The sequence below is a fragment of the Cellulomonas sp. P4_H12 genome (assembly GCF_056400905.1).
On sequence record NZ_JBFUKJ010000011.1, the window covers coordinates 108,248 to 123,397 of the forward strand.

17 protein-coding genes are annotated in these 15,150 nt (G+C 72.9%); 7 read left to right on the forward strand and 10 right to left on the reverse strand.

Annotation, left to right across the window (positions count from 1 at the left end):
* On the forward strand, nt 1-417 hold the full coding sequence (locus tag AC1DQC_RS08225) for an HNH endonuclease (RefSeq protein WP_477050737.1): 417 nt from the start codon (nt 1-3) through the stop codon (nt 415-417).
* Here AC1DQC_RS08225 and AC1DQC_RS08230 read toward each other — a convergent pair.
* Genes AC1DQC_RS08230 through AC1DQC_RS08255 form a run of 6 tightly spaced genes read right to left on the reverse strand, consistent with a single transcriptional unit; the run spans nt 396 to nt 5,488 of the window.
* Nucleotides 396-1,142 (reverse strand): class I SAM-dependent methyltransferase, encoded by a 747-nt coding sequence (locus AC1DQC_RS08230; RefSeq protein WP_477050738.1) that lies wholly within the window; start codon nt 1,140-1,142, stop codon nt 396-398. The genes AC1DQC_RS08225 and AC1DQC_RS08230 overlap by 22 nt on opposite strands.
* A gap of 38 nt (nt 1,143-1,180) precedes the next feature.
* The gene (gene hisN / locus AC1DQC_RS08235; RefSeq protein WP_477050739.1) at nt 1,181-1,984 is read right to left on the reverse strand and encodes a histidinol-phosphatase; all 804 of its coding nucleotides are present in this window, start codon (nt 1,982-1,984) and stop codon (nt 1,181-1,183) included.
* Between the two features lie 31 nt (nt 1,985-2,015).
* On the reverse strand, nt 2,016-3,092 hold the full coding sequence (gene rsgA / locus AC1DQC_RS08240; protein WP_477050740.1) for a ribosome small subunit-dependent GTPase A: 1,077 nt from the start codon (nt 3,090-3,092) through the stop codon (nt 2,016-2,018).
* Nucleotides 3,092-4,375 carry a 3-phosphoshikimate 1-carboxyvinyltransferase gene (aroA, locus tag AC1DQC_RS08245; RefSeq protein WP_477050741.1) on the reverse strand — a complete coding sequence of 428 codons (1,284 nt, stop codon included), beginning with the start codon at nt 4,373-4,375 and terminating at the stop codon, nt 3,092-3,094. The genes rsgA and aroA overlap by 1 nt, the downstream gene beginning before the upstream one ends.
* A 43-nt stretch (nt 4,376-4,418) precedes the next feature.
* Nucleotides 4,419-4,931, reverse strand: a complete 513-nt coding sequence (locus AC1DQC_RS08250) for a DoxX family protein (RefSeq protein WP_477050742.1) — start codon at nt 4,929-4,931, stop codon at nt 4,419-4,421.
* An 11-nt stretch (nt 4,932-4,942) separates the two neighbouring features.
* Complete coding sequence (locus AC1DQC_RS08255) at nt 4,943-5,488, reverse strand: ferritin (RefSeq protein ID WP_477050743.1); 546 nt, start codon at nt 5,486-5,488, stop codon at nt 4,943-4,945.
* Nucleotides 5,489-5,662: 174 nt separating this feature from the next.
* Between AC1DQC_RS08255 and AC1DQC_RS08260 the strand changes: the two genes are divergently transcribed.
* Entirely contained in the window at nt 5,663-6,367 is a 705-nt protein-coding gene (locus AC1DQC_RS08260) for a sigma-70 family RNA polymerase sigma factor (RefSeq protein ID WP_477050754.1), read from the forward strand.
* Complete coding sequence (gene rsrA / locus AC1DQC_RS08265; RefSeq protein ID WP_477050744.1) at nt 6,364-6,660, forward strand: mycothiol system anti-sigma-R factor; 297 nt, start codon at nt 6,364-6,366, stop codon at nt 6,658-6,660. The genes AC1DQC_RS08260 and rsrA overlap by 4 nt, the downstream gene beginning before the upstream one ends.
* 74 nt (nt 6,661-6,734) lie before the next feature.
* Here rsrA and AC1DQC_RS08270 read toward each other — a convergent pair whose 3' ends face one another.
* Complete coding sequence (locus AC1DQC_RS08270; protein WP_155859599.1) at nt 6,735-6,809, reverse strand: 50S ribosomal protein bL37; 75 nt, start codon at nt 6,807-6,809, stop codon at nt 6,735-6,737.
* A gap of 106 nt (nt 6,810-6,915) precedes the next feature.
* On the opposite strand from AC1DQC_RS08270, the gene AC1DQC_RS08275 reads away from it, so the two are divergent.
* The 3 genes from AC1DQC_RS08275 (at nt 6,916) to AC1DQC_RS08285 (ending at nt 9,577) form a co-directional block, all read left to right on the forward strand.
* Complete coding sequence (locus AC1DQC_RS08275; protein ID WP_477050745.1) at nt 6,916-8,004, forward strand: type IV pilus twitching motility protein PilT; 1,089 nt, start codon at nt 6,916-6,918, stop codon at nt 8,002-8,004.
* Between the two features lie 146 nt (nt 8,005-8,150).
* A complete protein-coding gene (locus AC1DQC_RS08280; RefSeq protein ID WP_477050746.1) occupies nt 8,151-8,966 on the forward strand; it encodes a DUF4097 family beta strand repeat-containing protein in 816 nt (271 codons plus the stop codon).
* Nucleotides 8,966-9,577, forward strand: a complete 612-nt coding sequence (locus AC1DQC_RS08285) for a PadR family transcriptional regulator (RefSeq protein WP_477050747.1) — start codon at nt 8,966-8,968, stop codon at nt 9,575-9,577. The genes AC1DQC_RS08280 and AC1DQC_RS08285 overlap by 1 nt, the downstream gene beginning before the upstream one ends.
* 20 nt (nt 9,578-9,597) lie before the next feature.
* Here AC1DQC_RS08285 and AC1DQC_RS08290 read toward each other — a convergent pair whose 3' ends face one another.
* On the reverse strand, nt 9,598-10,197 hold the full coding sequence (locus AC1DQC_RS08290) for a GDSL-type esterase/lipase family protein (RefSeq protein WP_477050748.1): 600 nt from the start codon (nt 10,195-10,197) through the stop codon (nt 9,598-9,600).
* Between the two features lie 114 nt (nt 10,198-10,311).
* Nucleotides 10,312-10,485 carry a hypothetical protein gene (locus AC1DQC_RS08295; protein ID WP_477050749.1) on the reverse strand — a complete coding sequence of 58 codons (174 nt, stop codon included), beginning with the start codon at nt 10,483-10,485 and terminating at the stop codon, nt 10,312-10,314.
* A 93-nt stretch (nt 10,486-10,578) separates the two neighbouring features.
* On the opposite strand from AC1DQC_RS08295, the gene AC1DQC_RS08300 reads away from it, so the two are divergent.
* Nucleotides 10,579-11,535: a GlxA family transcriptional regulator gene (locus tag AC1DQC_RS08300; protein WP_477050750.1), complete on the forward strand. Its 957-nt coding sequence runs from the start codon at nt 10,579-10,581 to the stop codon at nt 11,533-11,535.
* Nucleotides 11,536-11,586: 51 nt separating this feature from the next.
* Here the strand turns inward: AC1DQC_RS08300 and AC1DQC_RS08305 are convergent.
* On the reverse strand, nt 11,587-15,150 hold a 3,564-nt coding region (locus AC1DQC_RS08305; RefSeq protein ID WP_477050751.1), incomplete at its 5' end, for a multifunctional oxoglutarate decarboxylase/oxoglutarate dehydrogenase thiamine pyrophosphate-binding subunit/dihydrolipoyllysine-residue succinyltransferase subunit.

The following is a 15,150-nucleotide window of genomic DNA, read 5'->3' on the forward strand; positions in this document are numbered from 1 at the left end:
GTGAGGCAGGATCCGTCGCACCAGCCGGCTCGCTCGGAGCGCCTGCGGCTCGCTGTCGAGCGGGACGGCGCGCGCTGCGTGTGGTGCGGTCGCGCGTTCGGACCGCTCCTCCCGCCGACGCGCGAGCACCTCGTGCCGCGGGTCAAGGGCGGACCGTCGTGGCTGGAGAACGAGGTGCCCGCCTGTCGGCGCTGCAACGCCGAGCGCGGGCACCGTGGGGTCGTCGAGTGGCTCGACGAGTGCGGGCGCCGCGGCTGGCTGCCGGACGAGGCGGCGATCACCCGGTCGCTCGCCGCGCTCGAGCAGGTCATCGTCGAGCGCGGCGGCCAGCGACGGGCGCGCGCGTACCTCGCCGCGCAGCAGCGGCGGCTCCGACGACGGCAACCGCCCGAGGGTCAGCGGAGCCGCGCCCGGTAGCACTCGGTGGCGTACGGCACCTCGATGACGTCGCGCCCGCGCAGGTCGGGGTGCGTGGCGACGAGCTCGTCGACCGCGCCGAGGAGGGCAGCTCGCTCGTCGGGCGGCAGGAGGATGACGTGGCTCCGGCTCTCCGCGAGCCGGCGGACGTCACGTGCTGGAAGCGAGTGCTGCCAGCGGAACGTGGCGTGCTCCACCTCGGTGAAGCGGTCGCCCAGCTGCGGCTCGCCGTAGGCGAGCGTGCCTCCGATGCTGTCGCCGGTGTGCACGATCTCGGTCCACCTGGCCACCCAGTCGGCGGCCTGGTCACGGACGTTCCAGATCGCTGCCACCTGCCCGCCCGGCCGCAGGACTCGGGCGATCTCCGCCGACGCGGAGGGCGGGTCGACCCAGTGCCACGCCTGCGCGATCGTCACGGCGTCCACGCAGGCGTCGGGCAGGTCCATGGCTTCCGCGGTGCCCGGGTGCGCCTCGACGTCCGGCAGGGCCTTGCGCAGCTCGGCCCGCATGGCGTCGGACGGCTCGACCGCCACCACGTGCCAGCCGAGCGCCACGAGGCGCTCGGTCAGCTTGCCGGTCCCGGCTGCGAGGTCCAGCACGTCCCGGGCGTCCGCGGGGACGGACCACCGGACCGCGTCGTCGGGGTAGCCCGGTCGGGTCGCCTGGTAGACGTCCGCGGCGTGCTCGAAGGAGGCGGCGCGGTCGTCCCGGTTGTCGGTGCTCATGGCACCGATCGTGCCGCGGACGTGGGCGTCTGGCGACGTCACGCGTCGGGCAGGGGGTCCAGCAGCTCGAGTGCGGCCTCGTGCAGCAGCCCGTTGGACACCAGTGCGGAGCCGCCGAACGGCCCGGGCACGCCGCGGATCGACGTGAACGTCCCGCCGGCCTCCGTCACGATGGGCACGAGCGCCGCCATGTCGTGCAGCGCGAGCTCCGGCTCGGCGGACAGGTCCACGGCGCCCTCGGCGACGAGCACGTGCGACCAGAAGTCGCCGTAGGCGCGGGTGCGCCAGGTGCGTCGGGTCAGGTCGAGGAACGCGTCCAGCTGCCCGCGCTCCTCCCAGCCGCTCAGCGACGAGTAGGACAGCGACGCGTCCTCGAGCCGGTCCACGCCCGACACGCGCAGCTGGCTCGCCGCGGCCAGCGACTTGCCGGTCCACGCCCCGGAGCCCTGGGCGGCCCACCAGCGGCGCCCGAGCGCGGGTGCGCTCACCAGGCCGACCACCACCTGGTCGCCGTCCAGGAGGCCGATGAGCGTGGCCCACACGGGCACACCGCGGACGAAGTTCTTGGTCCCGTCGATCGGGTCGATGACCCAGCGCCGCGGTCCGTGGCCGGTGTCGCCCATCTCCTCGCCGTGCACCGCGTCGCGGGGACGCGCCCGGGACAGCTGGCCCCGGACGATCTCCTCGGCGGTCTTGTCGGCGTCGGACACGGGMGTCAGGTCGGGCTTGGTCTCCACCCGCAGGTCCTGCGACTTGAACCGGGCCATGGTCAGCGAGTCGACCTGGTCCGCGATCACGTGGGCGAGGCGCAGGTCGTCGTCGTACCCGGGACGCAGGCTCATGCCCGACACGGTAGTGGGTCGTCGGTGCACGTCAGGGACGTGCGGGCTCCCGGTTGTCCGGTTCGCCGGTGCCCAGCCGGCTGGCCAGCAGCCGACGGAACGACTCGACGCGCGCGGAGCGGGCCTCGCGCGTGACGTCGTCGGGGGACGCGGCCACCCACTCATCCAGCGCGCAGTCGGGGGCGTCGTCGGCGTGCGTGCAGCCCCGCGGGCACTCCTCGGCGACCGCGGCGAGGTCGGCGAAGGCGCCCAGCAGGTGCTGCGGGTCCACGTGCGCGAGCCCGAACGACCGCACGCCCGGGGTGTCGATGACCCACGTCGGCTTGCTCGTCCCCGGCACGCGCAGGGCGACCGCCGAGCTCGACGTGTGCCGCCCGCGGCCGGTCACGTCGTTGACGACGCCCACGGCGCGGTACGTCCCGGGCACCAGCGCGTTGACCAGCGTCGACTTGCCGACGCCCGAGTGCCCGACCAGCACCGACGTCTTGCCCTCGAGCGCGGCGCGCACGTCGTCGAGCCCGTGGATGATCCGGCCACCCGTCGACTTCTCCGCGCTGGTGACCACGACCTCGACGCCGATCGGGGCGTACATGCCGACCAGCTCCGCGGGGTCCGCCAGGTCGGCCTTGGTCAGCGCGAGCAGGGCGTCCATGCGGGCGTCGTAGGCGGCTGCGACGCAGCGATCGATCATGCGCGTGCGCGGCTCCGGGTCGGCCAGCGCCGTGACGATCACCAGCTGGTCGGCGTTGGCGACGATGATCCGCTCGACCGGGTCGGTGTCGTCGGCCGTGCGGCGCAGCACCGTGCGTCGTTCGCCGATGCGCACGATCCGGGACAGCGACCCCTCGTCGCCCGACGTGTCGCCGACGATGTCCACCCGGTCGCCCGGCACCACCCGGTCGCGGCCCAGCTCGCGCGCCTTCATCGCGATCGCCACGCGCTCGTCGGGCCCGTCGGGGTCGACGAGGATGGCGTACCGGCCCCGGTCGACCGCCGTCACCAGCGCCACCTCGGCGTCGGCGTGCTCGGGGCGCTGCTTGGTCCGCGGACGTGACCCGCGACCCGGACGGATGCGGACGTCGCGCTCGTCGTAGCGCCGCGCACCCATCAGGCGAGCACGGCCGAACCGGCGAGCATGCCGCCCCAGAGGCCGACGAAGTCCGGCAGGGTCTTCGCGGTGGTCGCGACGTCCTCGACCTCGACGCCCGGCACGCGCAGCCCCACCAGCGCGCCGGCCGTGGCCATGCGGTGGTCCTCGTACGTCCGCCACGTGCCCCCGGTGAGCGGGCGCGGCGTGATGACGAGCCCGTCGGACGTCTGCTCCGCCTGGCCGCCCAGCCGCGTGATCTCGGCGGCGAGCGCGGCGAGCCGGTCGGTCTCGTGGCCGCGCAGGTGCGCGATCCCGCGCAGCCGGGTGGGGGAGTCGGCCAGCGCCGCGAGCCCGGCGATGGTCGGCGCGATCTCGCCGGCCGCGTGCAGGTCCAGGTCGACCCCGTGCACCGTGCCCGTCCCCGTCACGCTCAGCACGTCGCCGTCCAGCCGGCTCGTCGCGCCCATGCGCTCGAGAATGCCGGGCAGGAGGCCGCCGGGCTGGGTCGTGGCGGCGGGCCAGCCCGGGACGCGCACCGTGCCGCCGGCCACCAACGCGGCGCAGAGGAACGGCGCCGCGTTCGACAGGTCGGGCTCGACGCGCACGTCCCGACCGGCGATCGCGCCCGGCTCCACCCGCCAGATCGCAGGCCGCGAGTCGTCGACCTCGACGCCCGCCTCGCGCAGCACCGCGACGGTCATCTCGATGTGCGGCAGGCTCGGCAGGGTCCGCCCGGTGTGCCGCAGGGTCAGCCCGCGCTCGAACCGCGCGGCGGCGAGCAGGAGACCGGACACGAACTGGCTGGACGCGGAGGCGTCCACGTCGACCTGGCCGCCGACGAGCGAGCCGTGGCCGTGCACCGTGAACGGCAGGTGCCCGGGCTCGCCGTGCTCCTCGACCCGGACGCCGAGCGTGCGCAGCGCGGTCAGCACGGGTCCCATGGGCCGGGCGAGCGCCGACTCGTCGCCGTCGAACCGGACCGGCCCGTCGGCCAGCGCCGCCACCGCCGGCAGGAACCGCATGACGGTCCCGGCGAGGCCGCAGTGGACCTGGGTCGACCCCAGGACGGGACCCGGCGTGACCACCCAGTCGCTGCCGTCCTCGTCGACGCGGGCGCCCAGGCCGGCGAGGGCCTCGGCCATCAGCCGGGTGTCGCGCGAGCGGAGCGCCCCGCGGAGGCGACCGGGGGCGTCGGCCAGCGCGGCCAGCACCAGGTACCGGTTGGTCAGCGACTTCGAGCCCGGGACGTCCACGAGCGCGTCGAGCGGGCCGTCGGCGAGCGGCGCGGGCCAGAGATCCATGGCGCCCAGGTTAGTCGGGGTGCCGACGACGTCGGCGAACGTCTCAGTCCGACGTCTTCGCCGCCGCGTGCTCCGCGCGGGCCTTCTGCACGCGCCAGCTGATGCCCGGCTTGCCCTCGAGGTCGATGCCGGCGATCAGCGCGCCGCCGGTGAACGCGAGCGCCCGCACGAAGCGGTCCTTGCGTGCCTTGCGCACGGCCGGGTCCTCACCCTTGACCCGCTTGAGCGGCAGGTTGACCAGGACGAGCGGAGCCGTCAGGGCGGCGAGCGCGAGGGCCGCGGTGCGGGGCGCCTTGCCGACCGCGAGCAGCACGCCCGCGCCGGCCAGGGCGAAGCCGTGCACCTGCACGATGGTGGTCAGCTGGCGGTCGCTGACCTCGTAACCGAGCGCCTCACCGGCGGGGCCTTGGCGGACGTTCTCCGGCAGCCGCGAGCGCAGCGTTGTCAGGGCGCCGCGGGCGTCGGCGGTGTGGGCGGCGGGATGGCGGACGACGTCGAGCCCCTCGCTGACGAACCACGAGGCGAACAGGGGACGTGCGAGACGGCGCAGCAGCACAGCAGCTCCTCCTACAGGGCTCCGCCGGCGGCGGACGGCGCGTCGGCGGACTCGCCGGCGTCACCGATCTGCTCCCGGGCGACGTAGTTCTCGAGATCGAACAGGTTGTCGCCGGCACGCGTGGCGACGGTGAGCAGCGTCGTGGCGGAGGCGACCTCTTCCACCTGCTCCTTGAGGAACCAGAGCAGGAACTGCTCGCCCAGCGCGTCGCCCTCCGCGCGCGCCGCCGCGAAGATCGCCTCGATCTGCGACGTCACCTGCTTCTCCTGCTTGAGGGCGAGCCCGATGGGGTCGGTGACCTGCGTGAAGTCGTTGCGCACCGGGGCACCGGCCGGGATCTCGACGGCGAGGTCCCGGTCGAGCAGGTACTGCACGATCATCAGCGCGTGGTTCCGCTCCTCGATCGCCTGCCGGTAGTAGTGCCGGGCCAGCTGGGGGAGGTCCTGCCCGTCGAACCAGACGGCGATCGCCACGTACTGCTGGTGGGCGTCGAACTCGTGGCCGATCTGCTCGCGCAGCAGGCGCAGGAAGGTGGACTCGTCGGTGCTGACAGTCATGCCGCCAACCTAGTGCGCGACCACAGGCTTGGCACGAGCGGGAATGGCCCGCGGCCTGGCGCCGTTGTGCCCACCATGAGCTGCGCCACCGAGACGCGACCTGTCCCGTCGCCCGCGACCGGCTGGGCGATCGGTATCCCCGTGGACACCATTCCGACCCAGCGGCCCCCGCAGATGCACGACGTCCGGGTGAATGTGGCGTCGCCCACCCCGGTCGGTGGCGCACAGCCCGCGGGGCTAGGCTCGACCGCGATGAGCGAGGACACCCACCGCGCGCCCGAGTCCGAGGACGACGCGGCACGCACCGAGCGGTTCGAGGCCGAGGCGCTGGTCTACCTGGACCAGCTGTACGGCGCTGCCCTGCGCATGACGCGCAACCCGGCCGACGCCGAGGACCTGGTCCAGGAGACGTTCGCCAAGGCGTTCGCCGCCTTCCACCAGTACCGCCCAGGCACCAACCTCAAGGCGTGGCTGTACCGCATCCTCACCAACACGTACATCAACTCGTACCGCAAGAAGCAGCGCGAGCCGCAGCAGTCCCGCTCCGAGGAGATCGAGGACTGGCAGCTGGCCCGCGCCGAGTCGCACACGTCGAGGGGCCTGCGGTCCGCCGAGGCCGAGGCGCTCGACCACCTCCCGGACTCCGACATCAAGGACGCGCTGCAGCGTCTCCCGGAGGAGTTCCGGATCGCGGTGTACCTCGCGGACGTCGAGGGCTTCGCGTACAAGGAGATCGCCGAGATCATGGGGACGCCGATCGGGACGGTGATGTCCCGGTTGCACCGCGGGCGCGCGCAGCTGCGCGACATGCTGTCGGACTACGCGCGGGGGCGTGGCCTGGTGGCGGCGGCCCCGACCGCACCGGAGGGCGAACGATGAGCGAGTGGCAGGACGAGGCAGAGCTGCCGGCGATCCTGGCCGTGGGCACGTGCGGCAACAACTGCGCGGACGCGCTGGACCGGCTCTGGGAGTACCTGGACGCCGAGCTGGGGGCGCCGGACGCCGAGACCGTCCGGGCTCATCTGGCCGAGTGCCAGGGCTGCCTCGAGGAGTACGACGTCGACGTCGTCGTGAAGACGCTGGTCAAGCGCGGCTGCCAGGAGGCGGCGCCGGACAGCCTGCGCGTCCGCATCCACGAGCAGCTGACCGTCATGCGCGTGACGCTCGACTGAGACCTCTCACAGACAGACGAAGGCCCGGTGCAGCTGCTGCTGCCCGGGCCTTCTGACTGGCTGTCGCCGAACGCTCAGGCGTTGGGACGGTTGCCGTGGTTCGCGGCGCTGCCCTTGCGGGAACGGCGCTTGCGGCCTCGCTTGCTCATGGGATCTCCTCGGTTGTCGGCGCCCGTGCTGCGCGCCGGACTCGTCCCATGGTCCCACATCTTGCGGACGCTCAAGTCACAGCGCCTCCCGTCCGATGACTACGGGGTGAGCCAGTCGACGCAGTCCGTGATCCCCTTCCTGCACGCCCTCGCGAGCACGGGCGGCTCCGACCTGCACTGCAAGGTCGGGTCCGCGCCCCGCGTGCGCGTCGACGGTCGGCTGCGCAAGCTCCAGGTGCCCGACCTCACGCCGGCGGACACCGAGCGGATGCTCGAGGAGGTCCTGCCCGACGACCTCGTCGACAAGTTCCGCGAGCACCACGAGGCCGACTTCGCCTACTCGGTGTCGGGCGTCGGCCGGTTCCGCGTCAACGCCTACCAGGCGCGCGGCACGTACGGGATGGTCTTCCGACGGGTCGCCGTCGGCGCGCAGGCGCTCGCCGAGCTGTCGCTGCCCGAGGTCGTCGGCGAGCTCGCGCTCGAGCCCCGCGGCCTGGTCCTCGTGACCGGCCCGACCGGCTCCGGCAAGACGACGACGCTGGCGTCGATGGTCGACCTCATCAACACGCTGCGCGAGGTCAACATCGTCACCATCGAGGACCCGATCGAGATCCTGCACCAGGACAAGAAGTCGATCGTGTCGCAGCGCGAGGTGCGGCAGGACACCGCCGACTTCACGGTCGCGCTGCGCGCCGCGATGCGCCAGGACCCCGACGTGATCCTCGTCGGGGAGATGCGTGACGTGGAGACGGTCCGCGCGGCCCTGTCGGCGGCCGAGACCGGCCACCTGGTGCTGTCCACGCTGCACACCATCGACGCGGCCGAGACGATCAACCGCATCATCGACTTCTTCCCGCCGCACGAGCAGAAGCAGGTCCGCATCGCGCTGGCCCAGGCCCTGCGCGGCATCGTGTCCCAGCGCCTCGTCCGCCTGGCCAACGGCACCGGCCGGCGCCCGGCCATCGAGGTCATGGTGAACACCGGCCGCACGCGCGACGCCATCCTGGACCCCGAGGACGCCCCGCCCCTGATCGACCTGATCAAGGAGGGCGACTTCTACAAGATGCAGACGTTCGACCAGCACCTGTTCCAGCTGGTGCGCGACGACGTCATCACGTACGACGAGGCGCTCTCCGCGTCGACCAGCCCGCACGACCTCACCGTCGAGCTCCGGCAGGCCGGGCTCGTCTCCTAGGACCCCTCCCGCAGAGGCCCGTGACCGTCTCGGTCACGGGCCTCTGGCGTGTCCGAGACGCGATATGTCGCGTAGGGCTTGCTCCCCGAGGGAACGCGATATAACGTGTCTGACGGAACGAGATATATCGCGAATGGGAGAGCATCATGGCTTCGGAGTCCTGGGTCGTCGCCGGCCCGCAGATCATCGAGATCGAGAAGATCACCAGCCTGCGCGTGCAGCTGGTCGCGGGCCGGGTCGACGTCGTCGCGCACGACGGTCCCGGCGCGCGCATCGAGGTGCACGACGTCGACGGCCGTCCGCTCGAGGTCAGCCTCGCGGACGGGGAGCTCCGGGTGGGCTACCAGTTCACGCTGGGCGGCTGGGACGGCTTCCTCGAGAAGTTCCGCAACTTCCGCGGCAAGGACCGCGCCGACGTGCACATCGCGGTGCCGCGCGACGTGCACGCCAAGGTGGGCACGGTGACGGCCGACGGGCTGCTGGCGGGGATCGAGGAGGACGCCTCGGTGTCGACGGTCTCGGGCACGCTCATCACCGACGGCACGCGTGGTCGGCTCGGGGCCAAGACGGTGTCCGGCGAGATCGTCGTCCGCGACCACCACGGCGACCTCCAGCTCCACTCGGTCTCGGGCGAGCTGGCCGCGTCCGGCGAGCTCAGCCTGGTGCAGGCGAACTCCGTGTCGGGATCGCTGACCCTCGACGTGACCTCCGGGACGTCGAGCGTGACGGCCACGACCGTCTCCGGCGACGTCACGGTGCGCCTGCCCGCCGGCAAGGGCGTGCAGGTCAAGGGCCAGTCCGTGTCGGGCCGGCTCGTCGTCGACGGCGAGGAGTACAAGGGCAGCTCGCCGGGACACCGCAAGGTCGACCTGCGCACGGGCGACGGCGCGTGCTTCGTCTCCTCGAGCACCGTCTCGGGTCACCTCACGGTGCTGCGCGGCGCGGCTGCGGGGGCCGAGTGATGATGGCGCCTGTCTTCGCGCACGGCCAGCTGCGCCTCTACCTGCTCTCCCTGCTGGAGAGCGGCCCCAAGCACGGGTACGAGCTGATCACCGCGCTGTCCGACCGCTTCGGCGGCACCTACCGCCCGAGTCCCGGCACCGTCTACCCGCGCCTCGCCCGGCTCGAGGAGGAGGGCCTGGTGATGCGCGTCGACGAGGAGCGCAAGAGCACGTACGCGCTGACCGAGGCCGGCTACGCCGAGCTGGAGGCCCGCCGGGGGGACCTCGCGAACCTCGAGGAGGGCATCGCCGAGTCGGTCCGCGAGCGGGCCGCGCAGGTGCGCGACGACGTGCGGGGCTCGATGCGCGGCCTGCGCGCCGACCTCGCGGCCGCCGCCCAGCAGGCGCGCGCGGCCGCCGTCCCGCACGCGCCGGGGGTCTCCGACGACCCGCGGGTCACCTCGCACGTGCGGGTCGTGGACGCCGAGGCGATCATCAACCGGTTCCGCGACGAGGTCCGCACCGAGCTGCGGCGGGCCGACGCGCGCGGCACCGTCGAACAGCTGACGCTCGACACCCTGCGGACCGTGCTCGACTCGGCGCTGACGGCGGTGCGGGGGACGCTGCGATGACCCTCTGGATCCGGTGGCTGTCAGGCGGCGTCGTCGGGCAGGCCGAGCCAGGCGTGCCATCCGGTGTGCAGCACCAGCCACGCCATCAGGCCGTAGCCGGCCTGCCCTGGCAGGATTCCGTCGCCCGCGGCGAGGTCGCCCAGCCACTGGTCGTGGGCGGCCAGCGGGGTGTAGGTGTCGACGAACGGCACGCGGCGCCGGGTCGCGACGTCCGCGTACGCGGCCGATAGGTCCGCCAGCTTGTCCGCGTCGGCGGTGCCGCCCGGGGGCGGGCCGACGACGAACGCGGGGATCCGGCGCTGGTCGGCGACGTCGAGGATGTTCGCCAGGTTGAGCCGGCTCCGCGCGAGCGAGAGGCCCGCGGCGACGTCCGCCCGGCCCAGCGCCACGACGAGACGGTTGTCGGCCTCGGGGGAGAACCGGCGGGACACCTCGTCGTCCCACCGCGCGCCGAGCCCCGTGCTGGTCTCGCCGGGCACCGCCAGCGTCATGACGGTCAGCGGGTCCGGCGTGGGGGTCCGCGCCGTCACGCGGCCCACCCAGCCCAGCCCCTTGGGGTCACCCGCGCCGGCCACCAGCTCGTCGCCGACCACCGCCAGCCTCAGCGGCAGCTCACCCACGTGCCTCACCCTTCGCCGTCGGACCGTTCCTCGACGGCTGTCGACCGTCGTCGGCACAGTCTCTCAGGGTGCGGCGACGAGGGCCGGTTCATCGCCGGGCCAGTCGCGAGAGGGTCAGCCGGCGGTGCGGAACGGGTGGCTCGGCAGGTCGGACGAGGCGTCCGACCAGTCGGAGTGGGATGCCGGGGGTCGGCTGCTGCCCAGGCCGTCGTGGCGCAGGTTGACGACCAGACGGGCGACCAGCCAGGCCGCGGCGGCGAGTGCGAGGACGATCCAGAAGGTGGTCATGGCAGAAAGTCTGCGCTCGGCGACAACGCGCCACGAGTGGCAGAACTGACGCTCACCGTTGACATTCCGCCACTCCGCACGGATGCTGGCGGGATGCTTCGTTCCGTCGCCGCCATCGCCCTGCCGAACGTCGCGCCCTTCGAGCTGGGGGTCGCCTGCGAGGTGTTCGGCATCGACCGCCGGGACACCGGCGGCCCGTCGTTCGACTTCACGCTGTGCGGCATCGAGCCGGGGGTGGTCCCGACGAAGGGGGCCGGTTACTCGATCGTCGTCGAGCACGGCCTGGAGGCCACCAAGGACGTCGACCTGGTCATCGTGCCCGCGTACGGCGACGCCGGCGACGTGCCCGAGGTGGTCCTCGACGCGCTGCGCGACGCCCACGCGCGCGGCGCCTGGGTGCTCAGCATCTGCAGCGGGTCGTTCGCGCTCGGCCAGGCGGGCCTGCTCGACGGGCGCCAGTGCACCACGCACTGGATGCACACCGCCGAGATGGCCCGACAGTTCCCCGACGCCCGCATCAACCCCGCGGTGCTCTACGTCGAGGACGACCGCGTGATCACGAGCGCCGGGACCGCCGCGGGCATCGACGCGTGCCTGCACCTGGTGCGCCGCGAGCTCGGCGCGGCCGCCGCCTCCGCGGTCGCCCGTCGCATGGTCGTCCCGCCCCACCGCGACGGCGGGCAGGCGCAGTACGTCGACACCCCGCTGCCCTGCGACGCCGACACCCTGGCGCCCCTGCTCGCGTGGATGGTGGAGAACCTGGAGGAGGAGATGAGCGTGCCGGACCTCGCGGCGCGGGCCTTCGTCTCCGAGCGGACGTTCGCGCGCCGGTTCCGCGCCGAGACGGGCACCACGCCGGCCGCCTGGATCACGCGGCAGCGCGTCGTGCGGGCGCAGGAGATGCTCGAGCGGTCCGACGCGAGCATCGAGGAGATCGCGCGGCTCTGCGGGTTCGGCACGGCGGCGGTCCTGCGGCACCACTTCGCGCGGACTCTCGGCACCAGCCCGCAGCAGTACCGCCGGACGTTCGCGCCGGTCGCGGTCGGCTGACACGGGCGAGGCCCGCACCCCCGGAGGGGCGCGGGCCTCGGCCTGGCGTCGTCAGCGCTGGAAGGCGGTCTCGACGAGAGTCGCCTGCTGCGCCTGGTGCTTCTTCGCGGACCCGGCGGCCGGCGATGCCGACTCCTTGCGCGAGACCACCCGGAGCGTGCGGCCGAGCAGCTGCGGCAGGTGCATGGACAGGAACGTCCACGGGCCCTGGTTGCGCGGCTCGTCCTGCACCCACACCAGCTCGGCACCGTCGAAGGGCGCCAGCGCCGCGCGGGCCGCGTCGCCGTCGAGCGGGTAGAGCTGCTCGATCCGGACGATCGCCGTCTGCTCGTCGCCCGTCTTCACGCGGTGGGCGAGCAGGTCCCAGTAGACCTTGCCCGAGCAGAGCAGCACGCGGGTGACCTGACCGGCCTTCGCGGCGGCGAGGTCGTCGCCGATCACCGGGCGGAACGTGCCCGAGGTGAACTCCTCCACGTCGGACGACGCCGCCTTGAGGCGGAGCATCGACTTCGGCGTGAAGACCACCAGCGGACGACGCGGGCGGGCGTAGGCCTGCCGGCGCAGCAGGTGGAAGTGCGACGCGGGCGTCGACGGCTGCGCGATCGTCATGTTGTCCTCGGCCGCGAGCTGCAGGAACCGCTCGATGCGCGCCGACGAGTGGTCGGGCCCCTGGCCCTCGTACCCGTGCGGCAGGAGGAGCACGACGGAGGACCGCTGAGCCCACTTCTGCTCGGCGGACGAGATGAACTCGTCGATGATCGTCTGCGCGCCGTTCACGAAGTCGCCGAACTGCGCCTCCCAGAGCACCAGGGCGTCCGGGCGCTCGACGGAGTAGCCGTACTCGAACCCGAGGGCCGCGTACTCCGAGAGCGACGAGTCGTAGACCCAGAACTTCGCCTGGTCCGCCGACAGGTACAGCAGCGGAGTCCACTCGGCACCGGTCTCGCGGTCGTGCATGACCGCGTGGCGCTGCACGAAGGTGCCGCGGCGCGAGTCCTGCCCGGCCAGGCGCACTGGCGTGCCCTCGATGAGCAGCGACCCGAAGGCCAGCAGCTCGCCGTAGCCCCAGTCGATCCCGCCCTCGCGGGACATCTGCTCGCGCTTGGCCAGCAGCTGCGCGAGCTTCGGGTGGACCGTGAAGCCCTCGGGGGGCCGCACGTGGGCGCGGCCGATGCGCTCGAGCGTGCCGGCGTCGACGGCGGTCTTCCAGCCGACCATGACGCCCGCGTCCTCGAGCTGCGACTCCGGCCGCTCCAGGCCCTTGACGGCCTCGGCCTCCGGGGGAGCCGGTGCGTAGCCGTCCTCCCGCGTCTCGGCGAACACCCGCTCCAGCTGCGACTGGTAGTCCTGCAGCGCCTGCTCGGCGTCGGAGATCGTGAGGTCCCCGCGCGCCACGAGCGTCTCGGTGTAGAGCTTGCGGACCGAGCGCTTGGCCTCGATGAGGTTGTACATCAGCGGCTGCGTCATCGAGGGGTCGTCGCCCTCGTTGTGACCGCGGCGGCGGTAGCAGACCATGTCGATGATGACGTCGCGGTCGAACTGCTCGCGGTACTCGAACGCCAGCTCGGCCACCCGCACGCACGCCTCGGGGTCGTCCCCGTTGACGTGGAAGATCGGCACCTGCAGGCCCTTGGCCACGTCGGTCGCGTACTGCGACGACCGCGACGACGAGGGGCCGGTGGTGAAGCCGACCTGGTTGTTGATGATCACGTGGATGGTGCCGCCGGTGCGGTACCCGCGCAGCTGCGCGAGGTTGAGCGTCTCGAACACGACGCCCTGCCCGGCGAAGGCCGCGTCGCCGTGGATGAGGATCGGCAGCACCGAGAAGCCGTCGCCGCCCAGGTCGATGCGGTCCTGCTTGGCGCGGACGATGCCCTCGAGCACGGGGTCCACGGCCTCGAGGTGCGACGGGTTGGCCGCCAGGTACACCGCGGTCGTCGCGCCGGACTCGGCGGTGAACGTGCCCTCGGTGCCCAGGTGGTACTTCACGTCGCCCGAGCCCTGGACCGACTTCGGGTCCTGGTTGCCCTCGAACTCGCGGAAGATCTGCCCGTAGGACTTCCCGGCGATGTTGGCCAGGATGTTCAGGCGACCGCGGTGGGCCATGCCGATGCCGACCTCGTCGAGACCGTTGTTCGCGGCCTTCGACAGGATCGCGTCGAGCAGCGCGATGACGGACTCGCCGCCCTCCAGCGAGAACCGCTTCTGGCCGACGTACTTGGTCTGCAGGAAGGTCTCGAAGGCCTCCGCCGCGTTGAGGCGGCGCAGGATCCGCAGCTGGTCCTCGCGCGGGGTGCGGGCGTAGCCCGACTCCAGGCGCTCCTGCAGCCAGCGGCGCTGCCGCGGGTCCTGCAGGTGCATGTACTCGCTGCCGACCGTCCGGCAGTACGAGTCGCGCAGCAGGCCCAGCACCTCGCGCAGCTTGGCGCGGGGCTTGCCGCCGAAGCCGCCGGTCGGGAACGTGCGGTCGAGGTCCCAGAGGGTCAGGCCGTGCGTCTGCACGTCCAGGTCGGGGTGCTTGCGCTGGCGATAGGCCAGCGGGTCCGTGTCGGCCATGAGGTGGCCGCGCGACCGGTAGGAGTGGATGAGCTCCGCGATGCGGGCCGGCTTGATGGCCTCGGCGTCGGGGTCGTTGGACTCGCGCACCCAGCGGACCGGCTCGTACGGCACGCGCAGCGACGCGAACACGCGGTCGTAGAAGCCGTCCTCGCCCAGCAGCTTGCGGCCGATGATCCGCAGGAAGTCGCCGGACTGCGCACCCTGGATGATGCGGTGGTCGTACGTCGAGGTGAGCGTGAGCACCTTGGACACGCCCATCTTGTTGAGCGCCTCCTCGGAGGTGCCCGCGAACTCGGCGGGGTAGTCCATCGCGCCGACGCCGATGATCGTGCCCTGGCCCTGCATCAGGCGCGGCACGGAGTGCACGGTGCCGATGGTGCCCGGGTTGGTCAGCGAGATCGTGGTGCCGGCGAAGTCGTCGACCGTGAGCTTGTTGCCGCGTGCGCGCCGCACGACGTCCTCGTAGGCCGACCAGAAGCCGGCGAAGTCGAGGGTGTCGGACTTCTTGATCGACGGGACCAGCAGCTGGCGCGTGCCGTCCGGCTTGGCCAGGTCGATCGCGATGCCCACGTTCACGTGCGCCGGCGTCAGGACGCTCGGCTTGTCGTCGACCACCGTGTACGACGTGTTCATGGCCGGCATCTCGGCCAGGGCCTCGACCAGCGCGAAGCCGATGAGGTGCGTGAACGAGATCTTGCCGCCGCGACCACGGGCGAGGTGGTTGTTGATGACGATGCGGTTGTCGACCATCAGCTTGGCGGGGATGGCACGCACCGAGGTGGCGGTGGGGACCTCGAGGGAGGCCTCCATGTTGGTCACCACGCGCGCGGCCGGGCCCCGGAGCTTCTGGATGTCGTCGGCGGCCTCGGCCTCGTCGGCCTGGGACGCGCGCTGGGCCACCTGGGCGTACGGAGCGGTGGCGGGCTGCGCCGTCGCGATCGGCGACGTGACCGTCGGCGGCTCGACGAACGGGGCGGCCTGGACGGCGGGGAGCGCCGCCGGGGCTGCGGGCGGCGCCGACGCCGTGGGAGCCGGCGCGGGCGGGGCCGCCGGGGT

Bases quoted from the DNA above. Each gene is read 5' to 3' on its own strand.
- AC1DQC_RS08295 (WP_477050749.1), bottom strand. From the start codon at position 10,485: ATGACCACCTTCTGGATCGTCCTCGCACTCGCCGCCGCGGCCTGGCTG.
- AC1DQC_RS08300 (WP_477050750.1), top strand. From the start codon at position 10,579: ATGCTTCGTTCCGTCGCCGCCATCGCCCTGCCGAACGTCGCGCCCTTC.
- AC1DQC_RS08260 (WP_477050754.1), top strand. From the start codon at position 5,663: ATGCACGACGTCCGGGTGAATGTGGCGTCGCCCACCCCGGTCGGTGGC.
- AC1DQC_RS08285 (WP_477050747.1), top strand. From the start codon at position 8,966: ATGATGGCGCCTGTCTTCGCGCACGGCCAGCTGCGCCTCTACCTGCTC.
- AC1DQC_RS08255 (WP_477050743.1), bottom strand. From the start codon at position 5,488: ATGACTGTCAGCACCGACGAGTCCACCTTCCTGCGCCTGCTGCGCGAG.
- rsrA (WP_477050744.1), top strand. From the start codon at position 6,364: ATGAGCGAGTGGCAGGACGAGGCAGAGCTGCCGGCGATCCTGGCCGTG.
- rsgA (WP_477050740.1), bottom strand. From the start codon at position 3,092: ATGGGTGCGCGGCGCTACGACGAGCGCGACGTCCGCATCCGTCCGGGT.
- AC1DQC_RS08280 (WP_477050746.1), top strand. From the start codon at position 8,151: ATGGCTTCGGAGTCCTGGGTCGTCGCCGGCCCGCAGATCATCGAGATC.
- aroA (WP_477050741.1), bottom strand. From the start codon at position 4,375: ATGGATCTCTGGCCCGCGCCGCTCGCCGACGGCCCGCTCGACGCGCTC.
- AC1DQC_RS08230 (WP_477050738.1), bottom strand. From the start codon at position 1,142: ATGAGCACCGACAACCGGGACGACCGCGCCGCCTCCTTCGAGCACGCC.